The 17306-nt window shown below is 48.6% G+C and carries 16 protein-coding genes and 1 riboswitch; of the genes, 15 read left to right on the top strand and 1 reads right to left on the bottom strand.

Annotation, left to right across the window (positions count from 1 at the left end):
* Positions 1 to 62 precede the first annotated feature (62 nt).
* Positions 63 to 167, top strand: a riboswitch (SAM riboswitch).
* A gap of 127 nt (positions 168 to 294) precedes the next feature.
* The 7 genes from OTK50_RS01605 (at position 295) to OTK50_RS01575 (ending at position 6030) form a co-directional block, all read left to right on the top strand.
* A complete protein-coding gene (locus OTK50_RS01605) occupies positions 295 to 996 on the top strand; it encodes a phosphoadenylyl-sulfate reductase (protein WP_003154369.1) in 702 nt (233 codons plus the stop codon).
* 12 nt (positions 997 to 1008) lie between these two features.
* A complete protein-coding gene (locus OTK50_RS01600) occupies positions 1009 to 2073 on the top strand; it encodes an inorganic phosphate transporter (protein WP_045207385.1) in 1065 nt (354 codons plus the stop codon).
* Between the two features lie 48 nt (positions 2074 to 2121).
* Complete coding sequence (gene sat, locus OTK50_RS01595; RefSeq protein WP_082997990.1) at positions 2122 to 3270, top strand: sulfate adenylyltransferase; 1149 nt, start codon at positions 2122 to 2124, stop codon at positions 3268 to 3270.
* A gap of 13 nt (positions 3271 to 3283) precedes the next feature.
* The gene (gene cysC, locus OTK50_RS01590; RefSeq protein ID WP_007611313.1) at positions 3284 to 3877 is read left to right on the top strand and encodes an adenylyl-sulfate kinase; all 594 of its coding nucleotides are present in this window, start codon (positions 3284 to 3286) and stop codon (positions 3875 to 3877) included.
* 124 nt (positions 3878 to 4001) lie between these two features.
* On the top strand, positions 4002 to 4775 hold the full coding sequence (gene cobA, locus OTK50_RS01585; RefSeq protein ID WP_130571013.1) for a uroporphyrinogen-III C-methyltransferase: 774 nt from the start codon (positions 4002 to 4004) through the stop codon (positions 4773 to 4775).
* Positions 4776 to 5561, top strand: coding sequence for a sirohydrochlorin chelatase (locus OTK50_RS01580; RefSeq protein ID WP_224224249.1), 786 nt, complete (start codon positions 4776 to 4778; stop codon positions 5559 to 5561). It begins immediately after the preceding gene.
* Positions 5542 to 6030, top strand: coding sequence for a precorrin-2 dehydrogenase/sirohydrochlorin ferrochelatase family protein (locus OTK50_RS01575; protein ID WP_224224250.1), 489 nt, complete (start codon positions 5542 to 5544; stop codon positions 6028 to 6030). The genes OTK50_RS01580 and OTK50_RS01575 overlap by 20 nt, the downstream gene beginning before the upstream one ends.
* 416 nt (positions 6031 to 6446) lie before the next feature.
* On the opposite strand, the gene OTK50_RS01570 is transcribed toward OTK50_RS01575, so the two are convergent.
* Positions 6447 to 8153 (bottom strand): Rqc2 family fibronectin-binding protein, encoded by a 1707-nt coding sequence (locus OTK50_RS01570; RefSeq protein WP_007611318.1) that lies wholly within the window; start codon positions 8151 to 8153, stop codon positions 6447 to 6449.
* Positions 8154 to 8272: 119 nt separating this feature from the next.
* On the opposite strand from OTK50_RS01570, the gene OTK50_RS01565 reads away from it, so the two are divergent.
* The 8 genes from OTK50_RS01565 to def all read left to right on the top strand — a co-directional run bounded on the left by OTK50_RS01565 (position 8273) and on the right by def (position 17303).
* Entirely contained in the window at positions 8273 to 10945 is a 2673-nt protein-coding gene (locus OTK50_RS01565; protein ID WP_130571011.1) for a calcium-translocating P-type ATPase, SERCA-type, read from the top strand.
* An 81-nt stretch (positions 10946 to 11026) separates the two neighbouring features.
* Positions 11027 to 11902: a YicC/YloC family endoribonuclease gene (locus OTK50_RS01560; RefSeq protein WP_014417740.1), complete on the top strand. Its 876-nt coding sequence runs from the start codon at positions 11027 to 11029 to the stop codon at positions 11900 to 11902.
* Between the two features lie 76 nt (positions 11903 to 11978).
* Positions 11979 to 12248, top strand: a complete 270-nt coding sequence (remA, locus tag OTK50_RS01555; RefSeq protein WP_003154355.1) for an extracellular matrix/biofilm regulator RemA — start codon at positions 11979 to 11981, stop codon at positions 12246 to 12248.
* 7 nt (positions 12249 to 12255) lie between these two features.
* Positions 12256 to 12870 carry a guanylate kinase gene (gene gmk, locus OTK50_RS01550; RefSeq protein ID WP_003154347.1) on the top strand — a complete coding sequence of 205 codons (615 nt, stop codon included), beginning with the start codon at positions 12256 to 12258 and terminating at the stop codon, positions 12868 to 12870.
* A 3-nt stretch (positions 12871 to 12873) separates the two neighbouring features.
* Positions 12874 to 13077 carry a DNA-directed RNA polymerase subunit omega gene (gene rpoZ, locus OTK50_RS01545; RefSeq protein ID WP_003154346.1) on the top strand — a complete coding sequence of 68 codons (204 nt, stop codon included), beginning with the start codon at positions 12874 to 12876 and terminating at the stop codon, positions 13075 to 13077.
* Between the two features lie 90 nt (positions 13078 to 13167).
* Positions 13168 to 14388 (top strand): bifunctional phosphopantothenoylcysteine decarboxylase/phosphopantothenate--cysteine ligase CoaBC, encoded by a 1221-nt coding sequence (gene coaBC / locus OTK50_RS01540; RefSeq protein ID WP_044801411.1) that lies wholly within the window; start codon positions 13168 to 13170, stop codon positions 14386 to 14388.
* Positions 14385 to 16796, top strand: coding sequence for a primosomal protein N' (gene priA / locus OTK50_RS01535; RefSeq protein WP_007611341.1), 2412 nt, complete (start codon positions 14385 to 14387; stop codon positions 16794 to 16796). The genes coaBC and priA overlap by 4 nt, the downstream gene beginning before the upstream one ends.
* A 24-nt stretch (positions 16797 to 16820) precedes the next feature.
* Entirely contained in the window at positions 16821 to 17303 is a 483-nt protein-coding gene (gene def, locus OTK50_RS01530) for a peptide deformylase (RefSeq protein ID WP_029325903.1), read from the top strand.
* The last annotated feature ends 3 nt before the right edge of the window (positions 17304 to 17306 follow it).

Here is a 17306-nt window from a genome sequence, read left to right as displayed (position 1 = left end):
CTATCAAAAAACTCGGGTTGACTTCTGTTAGAATTGTGCTAAAATTTAGTACAAATCTAAAAAGCTTATCAAGAGCGGCTGAGGGACTGGACCGATGACGCCCGGCAACCTGCGTGTCATGCAAGGTGCCGCATCCAGAAAAATGCACAGCATTTTGAAGATAAGGGCTATACCGGGTCACTGTCTTTCATTCCGCTGGATTGAAAGTTTTTTATATGAAAAAAAGATTGAGGGATAAGACAACCGGCAGAAAACAACAGCTGTTTGATTGTCTCCGGGAGGAGGAAAGGAAAAATGCTAACGTATGACACATGGGAAGAGCCGGCGATTACATTTCCGGAAGACGATTCCTATAAAGGCGCGCTGTCCGTTTTAAAATGGGCATACGGCCACTACGGAGACCAGCTTGTTTACGCGTGCAGCTTCGGGATTGAAGGCATCGTCCTGATCGATTTAATTTCTAAAGTAAAGAAAGACGCGGAAATCGTGTTTCTCGATACGGGTCTTCACTTTAAAGAAACATATGAAACGATCGAAAAAGTGAAAGAGCGTTACCCGGGACTGAACATTATCTTGAAAAAACCAAGCCTTACTCTTGAAGAACAAGCCGAGGCTCACGGAGATAAACTGTGGGAAAGAGAACCGAACCAGTGCTGCTACATCAGAAAAATTCTGCCGTTAAGAGAAGCGCTCGCAGGGCATCCGGCATGGCTGTCCGGCCTTCGCCGGGATCAAGGACCGAGCCGGGCGAATACGAATTTCCTGAATAAAGACGACAAGTTTCAATCGATTAAAGTATGCCCGCTGATCCATTGGACATGGAAAGACATCTGGAGATATACTTCCAAGCATGAGCTGGATTACAATATCCTCCATGATCAGGGGTATCCGAGCATAGGCTGTGAACCGTGCACTTCACCGGCGTTTACCGCGGAAGATTTGCGGAGCGGCAGATGGAACGGCATGGCGAAAACAGAATGCGGACTGCATGAATAAAGGAGCTGCACGATGGAATTAGCCGCTATTTTATTCTGCCTGTTTTTTGCCATGAATATCGGAGCCAGCGGGGCCGCGGCATCAATGGGAGTCGCTTACGGGTCCGGCGCCGTTAAAAAGAAAACGTATGCGCTGATCATCTGTGCGGCCGGAGTCCTGTCAGGGGCGGTTATCGGCGGCGGTGAAGTCGTTAAGACGATCAGCGGCGGAATCATTCCCGAACAAACCATTACGCTCACCATTGTCTGCATTATTATCGGATCGGCGGCGCTATCGCTATTCACGGCGAATGTGCTCGGCATTCCGCTGTCGACGAGTGAGGTCACTGTCGGGGCGATTGTCGGTGTCGGCGTCGCGTACAAAGTATTGTTTTTACAGCATCTTTTGGTCATCGTGAGTTTTTGGGTGCTCGTACCGTTCGTCGCGTTCTGTTTCACGTTTCTCGTCTCGAAGGTATTCAGTTCTCTGAATATTCGAGTCATTTCGAGTCGGAAACAGAAGATTTTAGGGATTGTGCTGCTGATTGCGGGGTTTTGGGAAGCTTTTTCAGCCGGAATGAATAATGTCGCAAATGCGGTGGGCCCTTTGGTTGCTGCGGGCGTGCTCAGCGTGTCCAAAGGAACGCTGTACGGAGGCATCTTTGTCGCTCTCGGCGCTCTGCTTTTAGGGCGTAAAGTGCTTGAAACCAACGGGAAAAAGATTACGAGATTTTCAGCCGGAGAAGGCATACTGCTTTCAGGAACCGGCGCGGGGCTTGTCATTATCAGTTCCGTCTTCGGTCTGCCGGTCCCATTGGCGCAAGTCACATCATCATCAATTATCGGCATCGGAATGGCCAAAAACGGGCCGAACGTTTTTCATAAAGAAGTCGTGAAAACGATGCTCAAAGTATGGGTCGTTTCGCCGTTTTTGTCACTGTCGATTTCGTATCTGCTTGTCTCCCTGCTGTTAAAAGGAGATTACTATTCCATCTTTATGATGGCCAGCGTGCTTTTGGCAGCTGGCGGAGCCGCCAGTCTGATGAAAGCCATCCGAAAAGAGAAACGCTCTGTCCATGAACAAGGCGGAGGCATTTAACTATTAATCTGAGTTTATTTATCTGTTAACTGGGAGGAATCATGTATTATGAGTTTAGCACCGCACGGAGGAACATTAATTAACCGGGTGAATGAGCAGTATGATCTTACATCCGTCCAAAAAGAAATTGAGCTTGATTTGATTTCGTTCGCTGATTTAGAGCTGATCGGGATCGGGGGATACAGCCCGATTGAAGGATTTTTCACAGAAAAAGATTACGTGTCAGTCGTTGAAAATATGCGTCTGGCATCCGGGGTTGTCTGGTCCCTGCCGATCACGCTTCCGGTCGATTCAGAAAAAGCTGCTGAGCTTGCCGTCGGCGACACGGTGAAACTGACTTACGGCGGAGAAACATACGGCGTAGTCGACATCGAAGATATTTATACGCCGGATAAACAAAAAGAAGCCGTTCACGTATATAAAACCGATGATGCCGCGCATCCGGGCGTGAAAAAATTATTTTCACGCGGCGATACGTATGTCGGCGGGCCGATCACATTAATTAAAAAAGCGTCAAAGCAGTTTCCCGAGTTTACATTTGAACCTGCCGATACAAGACGAAGCTTCGAAGAAAAGGGCTGGAAAACCATCGTCGGTTTCCAAACGAGAAATCCGGTTCACCGCGCCCACGAATATATCCAAAAAACCGCGCTTGAGACGGTAGACGGCCTGTTTTTGAACCCGCTCGTCGGTGAAACAAAATCAGATGATATTCCGGCGGATGTCAGAATGGAAAGCTACCAGGTGCTGCTCGATCATTATTATCCGAAAGACCGCGTTTTCCTCGGCGTATTTTTGGCGGCTATGCGGTATGCGGGGCCGAGAGAAGCCATTTTCCACGCGCTTGTCCGCAAAAACTACGGCTGCACGCATTTCATCGTCGGCCGCGATCATGCCGGCGTCGGTGATTACTACGGCACATATGAAGCGCAAGAGCTGTTTGATCAATTTACAGCGGATGAACTCGGGATTACACCGATGAAATTCGAGCACAGCTTCTTCTGCCAGAAATGCGGCAACATGGGAACGGCCAAAACATGCCCGCATGAAAGAGAAGACCACGTCATTCTGTCAGGAACAAAGGTCAGAGAAATGCTGCGAAGCGGCGTCATGCCGCCGGCGGAATTCAGCCGTCCTGAAGTTGTCGAGGTGTTGATTAAAGGGCTGAAAACGAAAGAAGAAGCAGGCGTTTCTTAAGGAGGAAAATAGAGTGACAAATCGTGATATCGTGTGGCATGAAGCCTCAATAACGAAAGAAGAATACCAGCAGAAAAACAAGCATAAAAGCTCTATCCTCTGGCTGACGGGGTTAAGCGGTTCAGGGAAATCCACGATTGCAAACGCCGCAGCGCGCGAGCTGTTTGAACAAGGCTATCAAGTCATCGTGCTTGATGGTGATAACATCCGCCACGGCTTAAACAAGGACTTAGGTTTTTCCGATGATGACCGCAAGGAAAATATACGCCGCATCGGGGAAGTGGCGAAGCTTTTCGTTCAGCAGGGAACCATCGTCATCACGGCTTTTATTTCTCCGTTCCGTGAGGACAGAGATCAGGTGAGAGAGCTTGTGGCAGAGGGCGAATTTAATGAAATCTATGTTAAATGCGACCTCGATATATGTGAAAAGCGCGATCCGAAAGGTTTATATAAAAAAGCAAGAAATGGTGAAATTCCGTTCTTTACGGGGATCGACTCACCGTATGAAGAGCCGAAAGCGCCTGAGCTCGTACTTGATTCAGGCAAATGTGAACGCGAAGAATGCACCGGAAGACTGGTTGACTTTGTGAAAAACAGCTTAGCATAATAGGTCCAAAAAGGCCGCGCAATCAGCCGGATATCCCCCGCAATGGCGGGATATGGTAAAATAGCTGAAGTGCGGCCTCGCGGCTGTTCTGGGAAGATTTCAAAACGGATCGGGGAGACATGCTATGGGGAAAGTATTTATCGTTGGAGCCGGTCCGGGAGATCCGGACTTATTAACGGTGAAGGCAATGAAAGCCATACAAAAAGCGGATGTTATATTATATGACAGATTGGTAAGCAAAGAGATTTTACAGTATGCCGGAGAAGAGGCGGATCTGGTTTACTGCGGCAAGCTCCCGGATTTTCACATTATGAAACAGGATACGATCAACCGTTTCCTTGTGAAGTATGCGAAAAAAGGGAAAACCGTTGTAAGGCTCAAGGGAGGCGACCCGTTTGTTTTCGGCCGCGGAGGCGAAGAAGCGGAGGCTCTCGCGCAAAACGCCATTCCGTTTGAGATCGTTCCCGGCATTACATCAGGAATCGCGGCTGCTGCTTATGCCGGCATTCCCGTGACGCATAGAGAGGCGAGCTCCAATGTCGCATTCGTTACGGGGCATTATAAACAAGAAGACGACTTTGAAGAAAAATGGAAAGCGCTGGCGACGGGCATTGATACGCTGGTGATTTATATGGGAATTAAAAATATCCGGCAGATTGAAAGAATGCTGCTGGAAAACGGCAGAGACGCCGGCACCCCGGCAGCCTTTATTCATTGGGGAACGACGGCCAGGCAAAAAACAGTCGTCTGCACCGTCGGCACGCTTTCAGACACCGTGATAAAAGAAGAAATCAAAAACCCGAGCTTAATTGTTATCGGTGATGTCGTCAATTATCACTGCAAACTGGACTGGTATGCATCTGATCAGAAAAATCTGGATTTGAGCGAGGCGTTGTAAATGAAGCAGGCGATTTTATACATCGGGCACGGAAGCAGGCTGAAAAAAGCGCAGACAGAGTCGGAGGCGTTTTTAAAAGGGTGCATGCCGCACGCTGACGCTCCCATTCAGGAAATTTGTTTTTTAGAACTGCAGGAACCGTCTATTGAAGCGGGATTTGAAGCATGTGTCAGACAAGGCGCCACTCATATTGCGGCCGTGCCTTTACTGCTGTTGACCGCTGCCCACGCAAAACATGATATTCCGGCTGAAATCGCCCGTGCGACGGCCCTGCATCCCGATATAAAAGTGACATATGGTGTTCCGATCGGAGTGGACGATGAAGTCGTAAAAGCGGTGCATCATCGCATTGAAGATACCGGAGTGCCCATTGAGCAGGCGAAAGTGGTGCTGATCGGAAGAGGAAGCACAGATCCGGCAGTTAAAAACGCAGTCGGTGAGATTGCCGGAAAACTTGAGGCGATTACACCTGTTAAAGAAGTCATCCCTTGTTTTTTAACAGCATGTGACCCGCACTATAAAGAAGTGTTTGCCGGCCTTGAAGAGGATGACGGAGCACCCGTTTTTATCGTTCCATATCTTCTGTTTACCGGGCTTTTAATGACTGAGATTGAACGGGAAGTTCAAAAGCTTCAAACGATCAATCAAAATGTTCATCTCGCTTCATACTTAGGTTTTCACCCTCATATTAAGCAGGCGTTTTTGAACCGTGTGTCAGAAGCTGTTCGAAACCCCGGCGGTCAGTTTGATTTTAAGGGGGGACAGTATGCTGCCTCTGCACATTAATTTAAGCGGAAAAAGAATTATCATCGCGGGCGGAGGCAATGTTGCCTTAAGAAGGCTCAAAACGGTGCTTCCGGAAGGCGCGGATATAACTGTAATCAGTCCCGATGCCCTGCCTGAAATTAAACAGCTGGCGGATGAAGGACGTATCCGCTGGGTTTCCCGTAAAATTGAAATGAAGGATCTCGCGCCCGCTTTTTTCATCATTGCCGCGACAAATGAACGCAGCGTGAATCAGGAGATAGCCGCGAGCGCTTCTGAAACGCAGCTGGTCAATTGTGTAAGCGATGCTGAACAGGGCAGCGTGTATATGCCGAAGATCATCCGCAAAGGGCGCATTCAAGTATCCGTATCAACAAGCGGCGCAAGCCCGGCACATACGAAAAGACTGGCTGAGGACATAGAGCCTCTCATTACTGCTGATTTGACTGAAGAAGTGGATCGATTATTTGAGAAAAGAAGAAGACCATAAAAAACACCTTGTCTGTCATCGGGCAGGGTGTTTTTTATACTGTCCTGACAGTCCGTCGAATGTGAACAATTCAAAACGAAAGCGGGCAGTTTGAACGGTATATGCCGACAAGCGGTCAGGGTTGCGAAGTGATGCGGAATATGTATCTGATCCCAATTCCGCCTGGATTCCGCCCGCATACAAAGGAAAGGCCAGAGACCCGCCCGGATGTGCTCAGGTGCGGCGAGGGAAGTTGACAGCATCCGCCGCCAAATCAGGTGTGACCGCTTTAATCACAGGCGGCCCCGGCGGATCAGGCAGACATGACGGGAAACTGATCAGATACTGTAAAGATCGGTTCTGACGGCTGGGGGAGTTTCGTCTCCGTAATAAAAAACACCTCCAAGCTGAGTGCGGGTTTCAGCTTGGAGGTGCGTTTATTTTTTCAGCCGTATGACAAGGTCGGCATCAGGTGTGACAAATACGGTATGCTGGCTGTCATAGGTGACAAATCCGGGCTTTGCGCCGTTTGGCTTTTTCACGTGTCTGATTTTTGTATAATCAACCGGAACAGAGCCGGAATCTTTCGCTTTGGAAAAATAAGCGGCGATCGCAGCCGCCTCCAGTATGGATTGTTCATCCGGATCGCTGCTTTTAATCACAACGTGGGAACCCGGAATGTCTTTCGTGTGGAACCATAAATCATCCCTTGCGGCAGCTTTTGTCGTTAAGTACTCATTTTGTTTATTGTTTTTGCCGACAAGAATCGTCAATCCCCGTGAAGATTCATATTGCTCCAAAACAGGAACGTGCTGCTTCTGTTTTTTCTGTCCCCGCTGCTGTTTCGGTCGCAGATATTTGCCTTCCACAAGCTCTTCCCTTATTTCGTGAATATCCTTTGTGGACGCGGAGGAGAGCTGCTGGATCAGCTGATCGAAATAAGCGATTTCCTCCTCGGCCAGACGGATCTGTTCTTTTACCACCTCGACGGAATTCTTCGCCTTTTGATACTTTGTAAAATACATCTGCGCGTTTTCTGACGGTGTTTTGTTCGGATTTAAAGGGATGGTCACTGTCTTACTTTCTTCATCATAATAATTGATGACTTCCGCTTCTTTGTCACCTTTTTTCAGCATATACAAATTCGCCGTCAGCAGTTCGCCGTATAGCTGGAATTCCTTCGCATTCTCTGAGTAGTCGAGCGTCTTTTCCAGCTTTTTTATCTTATTGGCGTTCTTTTTCCGTTCATTTGCGACAAACCGCTCGAGATCCTGAGCCTGCTGTTTGACGCGGTCGCGTTCCGCCTTGCCGAAATAAAACCGGTCCAACAGCTCACTCAGTGAGTGAAAGGTGCGCTCCTCTCCGTTTACATGTGTGAGAGACAGGAGATAAAAGTATTCCTTTCCGCCGGCTGTCGTAATGTTCGGTGTAAACCTGCAATCTTTCACAGCATGGAACATTTCAATCAGCGTCTTCGGCAGCGTTATTTTGTTAGCGAGACCCGCTCTGTGCACGGCTTCTTTTGCAAACAGAGGAGAAACACCGGAGAAATGTCTGACGATCTGCTGGTCAAGCCGTCCTTCCTGAAAACTGAGATAACGCAAAACGTCCTCTTCATCCGCGGCAAGCGGCGAAATTTTTTCCTGAGCGGGAGGAAGCTTGTAATCATAGCCCGGCAGAACGGTCCGGTAGCTGTTCATCGACGGAGATAAATGCTTCAGCCCGTCGATGATGGCTCCTTCTCCGTCAGTCAGAATAATATTGCTGTGCCGCCCCATAATTTCAACATACAGCGTTCTGACGGTTTCGTCGCCGATTTCATTTCTGCTTTTTATGCGGAATATCATAATCCGGTCTAATCCGGCCTGTTCTATTTTCTCAATAAATCCGCCTTCTATATGCTTTCTGAGCAGCATACAAAACATCGGCGGCTCGCTCGGATTTTCATAAGCCTGATTCGTCGTGTGCACCCGTGAATAGCTCGGATGCGCCGATAATAATAATTTATGGTTTTTTCCGTTAGCGCGGATATGGAATATCACATCGTGCTTAAAAGGCTGATGGACTCTCGTAATCCGGCCTCCGGCGATCCGGCTGTTTAATTCATGTGTCATTCCGTATGTAAACATGCCATCAAAAGACATATAAAACACCCTTTCCTTCTTCCTGCATTCGATAATTATAGCATGAAAAGGGACGAGTCAGAATAAGCTTGTTTACAGAGTGACATCTCTAAAGCGAGGCAGGGGAGTGGACGAGAAGAATGAAGTTTCATGAAATGGGACAAACCGATTTGCTGAAAGCAACAAATACGTCCATTAAACAGGGGTTGACCGAAAAAGAGGTGAAAAAACGCCTTGAAAAGCACGGACCGAACGAGCTTCAGGAGGGCAAGAGGACACCGGCGATCGCCGTGTTTTTCGCCCAATTTAAAGATTTTATGGTGCTCGTGCTGCTGGCGGCAACCTTAATATCCGGGTTTTTAGGCGAATATGTAGATGCCGTAGCGATTATGGCGATTGTATTTGTCAATGGGGTTCTCGGTTTTTTTCAAGAGCGGCGTGCGGAAAAGTCTTTACATGCATTAAAAGAGCTGTCAACGCCGTATGTGTCAGCGTTGCGGGACGGGAGCTGGAAGAAAATTCAGTCCAAGGAGCTCGTTCCCGGCGATATCATGAAATTTTCAAGCGGCGACCGGATTGGCGCGGATGTGCGGATCGTTGAAGCGAAAAGCCTTGAAATTGAGGAATCGGCGCTGACCGGGGAATCAATTCCGGTGGTTAAACAAGCTGATAAACTGAGAAAGCCGGATGTTTCGTTAGGCGACATCAGCAATATGGCGTTTATGGGTACGATCGTAACGCGCGGCAGCGGTGTCGGCGTCGTCGTCGGTACAGGAATGAATACGGCAATGGGGAAAATCGCCGATATGCTCGAATCCGCCGGCAGCCTTTCAACACCGCTGCAGCGAAGACTTGAAGAGCTCGGCAAAATTTTAATTATCGTCGCGCTCCTTTTAACGGTATTGGTCGTTGCAGTCGGCGTCTTACAGGGACATGAGCTTTACAGCATGTTTTTGGCCGGGGTGTCATTGGCCGTCGCCGCGATTCCGGAAGGGCTTCCCGCCATTGTTACGGTGGCATTATCAATCGGCGTCCAGCGCATGATCAAACAAAAATCAATTGTCAGAAAGCTCCCGGCGGTTGAAACATTGGGGTGCGCCTCTGTCATTTGTTCTGATAAAACCGGCACGCTGACACAAAACAAAATGACCGTCACCCATATGTGGTCAGGGGGAAAAACATTTAAAGTGTCAGGCATCGGCTATGAGCCGGAGGGCGTTTTCACCCGAGATGAGCGGGAAATCAAGCCGAAAGATGAAAAGATTCTTGAACAAATGCTGGTTTTCGGCGCGTTGTGCAACACATCCGAAATCGCACTGAAAGACGGCCATTATGTACTCGACGGTGATCCGACAGAAGGAGCGCTGCTGACGGCTGCAAGAAAGGGCGGCTATTCAAACGATTGGCTCAGCGGGCAATACCGCGTGGTTGCCGAGTTTCCGTTTGACTCCGTCCGCAAAATGATGACCGTCATTGTAGAGGATCAGGAAAAAAAGCAGTTCGTCATCACTAAAGGAGCGCCCGATGTGCTGATTGACCGCTCGTCACATCTGATGTACGACGCAAGAAGCGCGCCATTTTCAGGAGAAAAGAAAGCAGAAACGGAAGCGGTTCTGAAAGAGCTGGCGTCGCAAGCTTTGCGTACGATCGCGATTGCTTATAAACCGCTTAAGCCCGGAGAAAAGCCGACAATGGAGCAGGCGGAAAAAAATCTGACGATGCTCGGCTTGTCAGGCATAATTGATCCGCCCCGTCCGGAGGTCAGACAGGCGATTAAAGAATGCCGTGAAGCCGGCATTAAAACGGTTATGATCACAGGGGATCACGTTGAAACGGCAAAGGCCATTGCGAAAGATTTGCGTCTTCTTCCGAAAAAGGGGCGTGTGATGGACGGCAAGACGCTGAATGAGCTTACGGAGAAAGAACTTATCGAAACGGTCGATGATGTCTACGTCTTCGCACGCGTGTCGCCTGAACATAAATTGAAAATCGTCAAAGCGTTCCAGGAAAACGGACACGTCGTCGCCATGACGGGAGACGGGGTTAATGACGCGCCGGCCATAAAGCAGGCAGATATCGGTGTTGCCATGGGCGTGACGGGAACGGATGTGGCAAAGGAAGCCTCTTCTCTCATTCTGGTAGATGATAACTTTGCTACGATTAAATCAGCCATAAAAGAGGGACGGAATATCTATGAAAATATAAGAAAATTCGTCCGGTATTTGCTCGCCTCCAACGTCGGTGAAATTTTAGTGATGCTGTTTGCGATGCTTCTCGCTCTGCCGCTGCCGCTCGTTCCGATTCAGATATTGTGGGTGAACTTAGTCACTGACGGGCTGCCGGCGATGGCCCTCGGTATGGATCAGCCGGAAGGAGATCTGATGAGGCGGAAGCCGCGGCATCCGAAAGAAGGAGTGTTTGCGAGAAAACTGGGCTGGAAAGTCGTATCAAGAGGGTTTTTAATCGGAGCCGCAACCATTTTAGCGTTTATCATCGTCTATCACCGCAATCCTGAAAATCTGCCCTACGCACAGACCGTTGCATTCGCGACTCTTGTCCTGGCTCAGCTTATACACGTGTTTGACTGCCGGAGCGAAACGTCTGTTTTCTCCCGGAATCCGTTTGAAAATATCTATCTGCTCGGCGCCATCATTTCTTCTATCTTCCTGATGGTCATCGTCATCTATTATCCGCCGCTGCAGCCGATTTTCAAAACAGTGCCGATTACGCCGGGCGATTGGATGCTGATTATCGGTATGTCGGGCATACCTACTTTTTTGCTGGCGGGTTCACTTTTGACAAGAAAAAAATAATTCCATATGATATAATCTTAGGGGTAATAGCATGTCTATTGCCCTTTTATTTTGATAACGGGAAAGAATTGGGTGTTTCATATGATACGGAGTATGACAGGCTTCGGCAGCGCAAGCAGCACAAAAGGCGATCTCTCGGCAACCGTTGAATTGAAATCCGTCAATTACCGGTTCAAAGAAGTGAACGCCCGCCTGCCACGGCCTTTGCTATATGTAGAGGATAAGCTGAAACAAACGATATTGCAGCATATACAGCGCGGAAGAGTAGAGCTGTTTCTCACTGTAAACAGTGACGCGCTCATAAAAAGAAGCCTGAACATCGATTGGGAGCTCCTTGATGAATATGTGAGCGCCGCACGCGTCATGAAAGAGCGCTACAGCCTGGCCGCAGAACCCGATGCAATGGATTTCTTTAAATTTGAACATATTGCGCAGATACACGAGGAACAGATGCGTGATGACAAGCTTGAAGAAGTCATCAGGGAAGCCGCTGAGCTGGCTGTAAAGGAACTTTGTGACATGAGGGAAAAAGAAGGACGGCTTTTGGCGGAAGACTGCTTTCTGCACATTGAGCGGCTTGAGACGCTGTCCGAACAGGTGAAAGAGCGCGCTTCGGCCGTTGTTATTCAATATCGCGAGCGTCTTTACGCCCGAATGAAGGAATGGACGGAGGACGCGCTCGACGAAAGCAGGCTGATCACGGAATGCGCCATTTTCGCCGACCGTTCTGATATCACGGAAGAAATTACCAGATTGAAGAGCCATTTTGTTCAATTCCGTGATATATTAAAAGAAGGCGGGGCAGTCGGCCGCAAACTTGATTTCCTTGTTCAGGAGCTTAACCGGGAAGCGAACACGATCGGCTCAAAAGCCAATGATCATCAAATCACAAAGCTTGTCGTTGAAATGAAAAGTTCTATTGAAAAATTGAAGGAACAAGTGCAAAATATAGAATAGCGACTGTGCGTATTGTTTACAGACGGTCTCTTCAGGTTACACTAGAGACGTCTATTTTACAGGGGGAACGTAGAAGATGACGATTAAACTGATTAATATCGGATTTGGCAATATCATCTCCGCCAATCGGATGATTTCGATTGTCAGCCCGGAGTCTGCGCCAATAAAGCGAATGATCCAGGATGCAAGAGACCGCGGAATGCTAATAGACGCTACATACGGACGAAGAACCCGTGCAGTTGTCGTCATGGATAGTGATCACATTATCTTATCTGCCGTCCAGCCTGAGACAGTTGCACACAGACTTTCTGTGAAAGAAGAAATTATGGATGAAGGGCAGGGGTAATTGCCGCATGAAAGAAAGAGGGTTATTAATCGTTCTCTCAGGTCCCTCCGGAGTTGGAAAAGGAACGGTTCGGCAAGCAATATTTTCACAACAGGACACGAAATTTGAATACTCAATTTCAGTCACGACGAGAAACCCGAGAGAGGGCGAGGTCGACGGCGTCGATTATTTCTTTAAATCTAGAGATGAATTCGAACGCATGATTGAAAACAACAAACTGCTTGAGTGGGCGGAATATGTCGGCAACTATTACGGAACGCCCGTTGATTATGTCGAACAGACGCTTCAAGAAGGAAAAGACGTCTTCTTAGAGATTGAAGTGCAGGGCGCGCTCCAAGTGCGGAATGCATTTCCGGAAGGCCTGTTTATCTTCTTAGCGCCGCCGAGTCTTTCTGAGCTGAAAAACAGAATCGTGACAAGAGGGACTGAAACCGACGATTTAATCGAAAACAGAATGAATGCCGCAAAAGCTGAAATCGAAATGATGGACGCGTATGATTATGTCGTTGAAAACGACGATATCCAAACGGCTTGTGATAAGATTAACGCAATCGTTCTCGCCGAGCACTTAAAACGTGAACGCGTCGCTCCGAGATATAAGAAAATGCTGGAGGTAGAATAACTTATGTTAGATCCGTCAATTGACTCTTTAATGAATAAATTAGATTCTAAATATACGCTGGTGACCGTGTCTGCAAGACGCGCGCGTGAAATGCAGATCAAAAAAGACCAGCAGATTGAACATACCATTTCTCACAAATATGTAGGCAAAGCTTTAGAAGAAATTGACGCGGGCCTGCTTTCGTTTGAAAGAGAAGACAGCGAATAACAAGCACACGTAGCAACCTATCTCTACATAGGTTGTTATTTTTTTCCGTTTGGGATTTGTCCAATGCTTTCATAAAGGGGAGAAGACTTCATGAAAAACCGAAACATTTTGCTATGCGTAAGCGGAGGAATTGCCGTTTATAAAGCTTCCGCACTCACGAGCAAGCTGGTTCAGGCCGGCGCAAACGTCAAAGTGATTATGACTGAGTCCGCGCGTGAGTTTGTTTCTCCGCTGACATTTCAGGCGCTGAGCCGGAATGAAGTGTATACAGATACATTTAATGAACAAAATCCGAAGGTGATTTCTCATATTGATGCCGCTGACTGGGCGGATTTAATTATTGTCGCGCCCGCTACGGCAAATATCATCGGCAAGCTTGCCAACGGAATTGCTGACGATATGCTCACAACGACGGTGCTGGCGGCTGAGGCCCCGGTCTGGGTGGCGCCTGCGATGAATGTCCATATGTATGATCATCCGGCGGTGAAACGGAACATTTCTGTGCTTTATCAGGACGGGGTCCGCTTTATCGAGCCGAGTGAAGGCTATTTGGCATGCGGATATGTCGGCAAAGGAAGGCTGGAGGAGCCGGAGCTTATTGTTGAGCGTGTCAGAGAGCATTTTAAGGAGCCTGAAGACGATGCGCCGCTGAAAGGAAAACATATTGTCATTACGGCCGGTCCGACGCGCGAAGCCGTGGACCCTGTCCGCTTCTTCACAAATAAATCCACCGGCAAAATGGGCTACGCCGCTGCTGAAGCCGCCGTCCGTCTCGGGGCGCGGGTGACGCTGATTTCAGGCCCGGTGTCAATAGAGCCGCCAGTCGGGCTGTATCAGTTTCTTCCTGTGCAATCGGCAGCCGATATGAGAGAAGCCGTGCTTTCTGTGTTTGATTCATGCGACATGGTGATTAAGACGGCGGCCGTGGCCGATTTTACGCCGGCGGCTGTTTCTGATCACAAAATGAAGAAGAAAGACGGTTCGCTCGTGATCGAATTCAACCGTACGGCAGACATACTGAAAGAACTCGGCGAACGGAAAACACACCAGCTGCTGGTCGGATTTGCGGCTGAAACGCAAGACGTCGAACGCTATGCGCGCAGAAAACTCGAACAGAAAAACCTTGATATGATCGTTGCGAATGATGTGAAAGCAGAAGGGGCCGGATTTGGCACGGATACGAATGTCGTCACCTTCTATTTCCGGGACGGAAGAAAACGGGAGCTTGCGCTTATGTCTAAACTTGACGTTTCCTTTGAAATGCTGAAGGAAATGACCGCTTTGAAAACCGAGGACCGAAAACCCGTATGAATGTAGCAGAAGTCATTGTCGATGTAAGCTCCAAAAACATTGACAGACCCTTTGATTACAAAATTCCCGATCATTTAAAAGGGATGATCGAAGTCGGCATGCGGGTGATTGTCCCGTTTGGCCCGCGCAAGCTTCAAGGATTTGTGACCGGTTTGAAAGATTCGTCTGAATTAAACGGCGGCTCAATGAAGGAAGTCGAGAAGCTTCTTGATTTGACGCCCGTTCTGACTGAGGAACTGATGCAGCTGTCTTCATGGCTTTCTGACAAAACGCTGTCGTTTAAAATCACGGCGCTTCAGGCAATGCTGCCCGCCGCACTGAAGGCGAAGTACGAGAAAGAGCTGAAAGTCGTTGACGAAGAAGCGCTGACACCGGACATCAAACAGCTTTTCAGGAATCAAAAAAGTCTTCTGTACTCGGATATTACCGATGAAAGCATTCTTTCGTCACTTCAAAAATTCGTGCGCAAAGGAAGCATTGATGTCACATATAAAGTCGCCCAAAAAACGAATAAAAAAATGATCCGCATGATCGAAGCGGGGGCAGACAAAGAAGAACTCGCCCGGCACGCAGATTCATTGACAAAGCAGGCTTCTAAACAGCTCGCCGTGCTTACTTATTTTATCGGCGGGGGAGCAAAGATTTCCGCGGCCGAACTTTGCAAAAAGACCGATTCCAGTTCAGCGACGCTGAAAACGCTTCTTAAAAAGGGGCTTCTTACGGAAAGCTTTGAGGAGGTTTACCGCGATCCTTATCAGGACAGAATGTTCAAAAAAACAGAGCCGCTCTCTCTTACAGAAGAGCAGCGGGCCGCTTTTGAGCCGATTAAACAAGCTGTAGCCGACCATGTCCATCACGTCTTTCTGCTTCACGGCGTCACGGGAAGCGGCAAGACGGAAATTTACCTGCAATCCATTGAAAAAGTGCTGGCAAAAGGACAAGAAGCCATCGTGCTCGTTCCGGAAATCTCGTTGACACCGCAAATGGTCAACCGTTTTAAAGGCCGCTTCGGCTCACAGGTTGCGGTCATGCACAGCGGATTATCCACAGGTGAAAAATACGATGAATGGCGGAAGATTCAGCGCAAGGAAGTCCGGCTTGTCGTCGGAGCCAGATCGGCCATCTTTGCCCCGTTTGAAAATCTCGGCATGATCATTATTGATGAAGAGCACGAATCTTCCTATAAGCAGGAGGAAATGCCGCGGTATCATGCAAAGGACGTAGCCATCCGCCGGGCCGAGCATCACAGCTGTCCGGTCGTCCTCGGGAGCGCCACGCCGACATTGGAATCATTTGCGCGGGCGAAAAAAGGCGTTTATGAGCTGCTTCCGTTAAAACATCGCGTAAATCGCCAGCTCATGCCTGACGTTTCTCTCGTTGATATGAGAGAAGAACTGAGAAACGGCAACAGATCAATGTTTTCAAGAGAGCTGATGGAACAGCTGGAAGAGAAGCTTGCAAAAAAAGAGCAGGCCGTCCTTTTTCTGAATAAACGGGGGTATTCCTCGTTTGTGATGTGCCGGGACTGCGGTTATGTGCCGCAATGTCCGCATTGCGACATTTCAATGACTTATCACCGCTACGGACAAAGGCTGAAATGTCATTACTGCGGCCATGAGGAACCTGTACCGGGAACATGCCCGGAATGCGGCAGCGAACATATCCGCTTTTTCGGCACGGGAACGCAGCGTGTGGAGGAGGAGCTAACCAAAGTGCTGCCTCAGGCGCGCGTAATCAGGATGGATGTGGACACCACTTCAAGAAAAGGCGCCCATGAAAAACTGTTGTCAGCGTTCGGTGAAGGGAAGGCGGATATCCTGCTCGGTACGCAAATGATCGCAAAAGGGCTTGATTTTCCGAACGTGACGCTCGTCGGAGTATTAAGCGCAGATACGACGCTTCACATCCCTGATTTCAGGGCCGCGGAGAAGACATTCCAGCTGCTGACACAGGTAAGCGGACGGGCCGGGCGGCATGAAAAGCCGGGAACGGTGGTCATTCAAACGTATACACCGTCTCATTACAGCATTCAGCTGACGAAAACGCACGACTATGAAACTTTTTTTCAGCAGGAAATGGCGCACAGACGGGCCCAGTCATACCCGCCTTATTATTACGTGGCGCTGGTGACTGTTTCTCATGAAGAAGCGCCAAAAGCCGCGGTCACCGCAGAAAAGATTACAAACTATTTAAGAGCGGGATGCGGGCCTGATACGAAAATTCTCGGGCCGGCGGCTTCCCCGATCGCCAGGATCAAAGATAGATATCGCTATCAATGCGTGATAAAATACAGACAGGAAAACGAGTTGCAGATTCAGTTGAAAAAGATACTGGAGCACTATAAACGCGACATTGCGCAAAAGCATGTAATGATTTCAATCGATATGAATCCGTACATGCTGATGTAACATTAGTTTTTGGAGGGCAAAATTTTGGCTGTGAAAAAAATCGTCACACACCCGGCGGAGGTTCTGGAAACACCTGCCGATGAAGTGACAGTGTTTGATAAAAAATTAAAAAAACTGCTTGACGATATGTACGATACGATGCTTGAAATGGATGGCGTCGGCCTCGCCGCGCCGCAAATCGGTATTTTAAAAAGAGCGGCCGTCGTGGACATCGGTGAAGAAAGCGGCCGGATCGACCTTGTAAATCCGGTTATTCTTGAAAAGAGCGGTGAACAGACCGGAGTCGAGGGCTGCTTAAGCTTTCCCGGGGTTTACGGCGATGTCACCCGCCCGGATTACGTAAAGGTAAAAGCCCACGACCGTAAAGGAAAACCGTTTATTTTAGAAGCGGAGGGTTTTTTGGCCAGAGCCGTTCAGCATGAAATGGATCATTTAGACGGCATTTTATTCACATCAAAAATTACGGCTTACTACACTGAAGAAGAACTGGCAGAAATGGAAGGATGATTG

The organism is Bacillus sp. NEAU-CP5, from assembly GCF_026420705.1.
Classification (GTDB): domain Bacteria; phylum Bacillota; class Bacilli; order Bacillales; family Bacillaceae; genus Bacillus; species Bacillus velezensis.
Note: the sequence above shows the minus strand (reverse complement) of the source record. Positions and strands in the feature narration are given on the sequence as shown.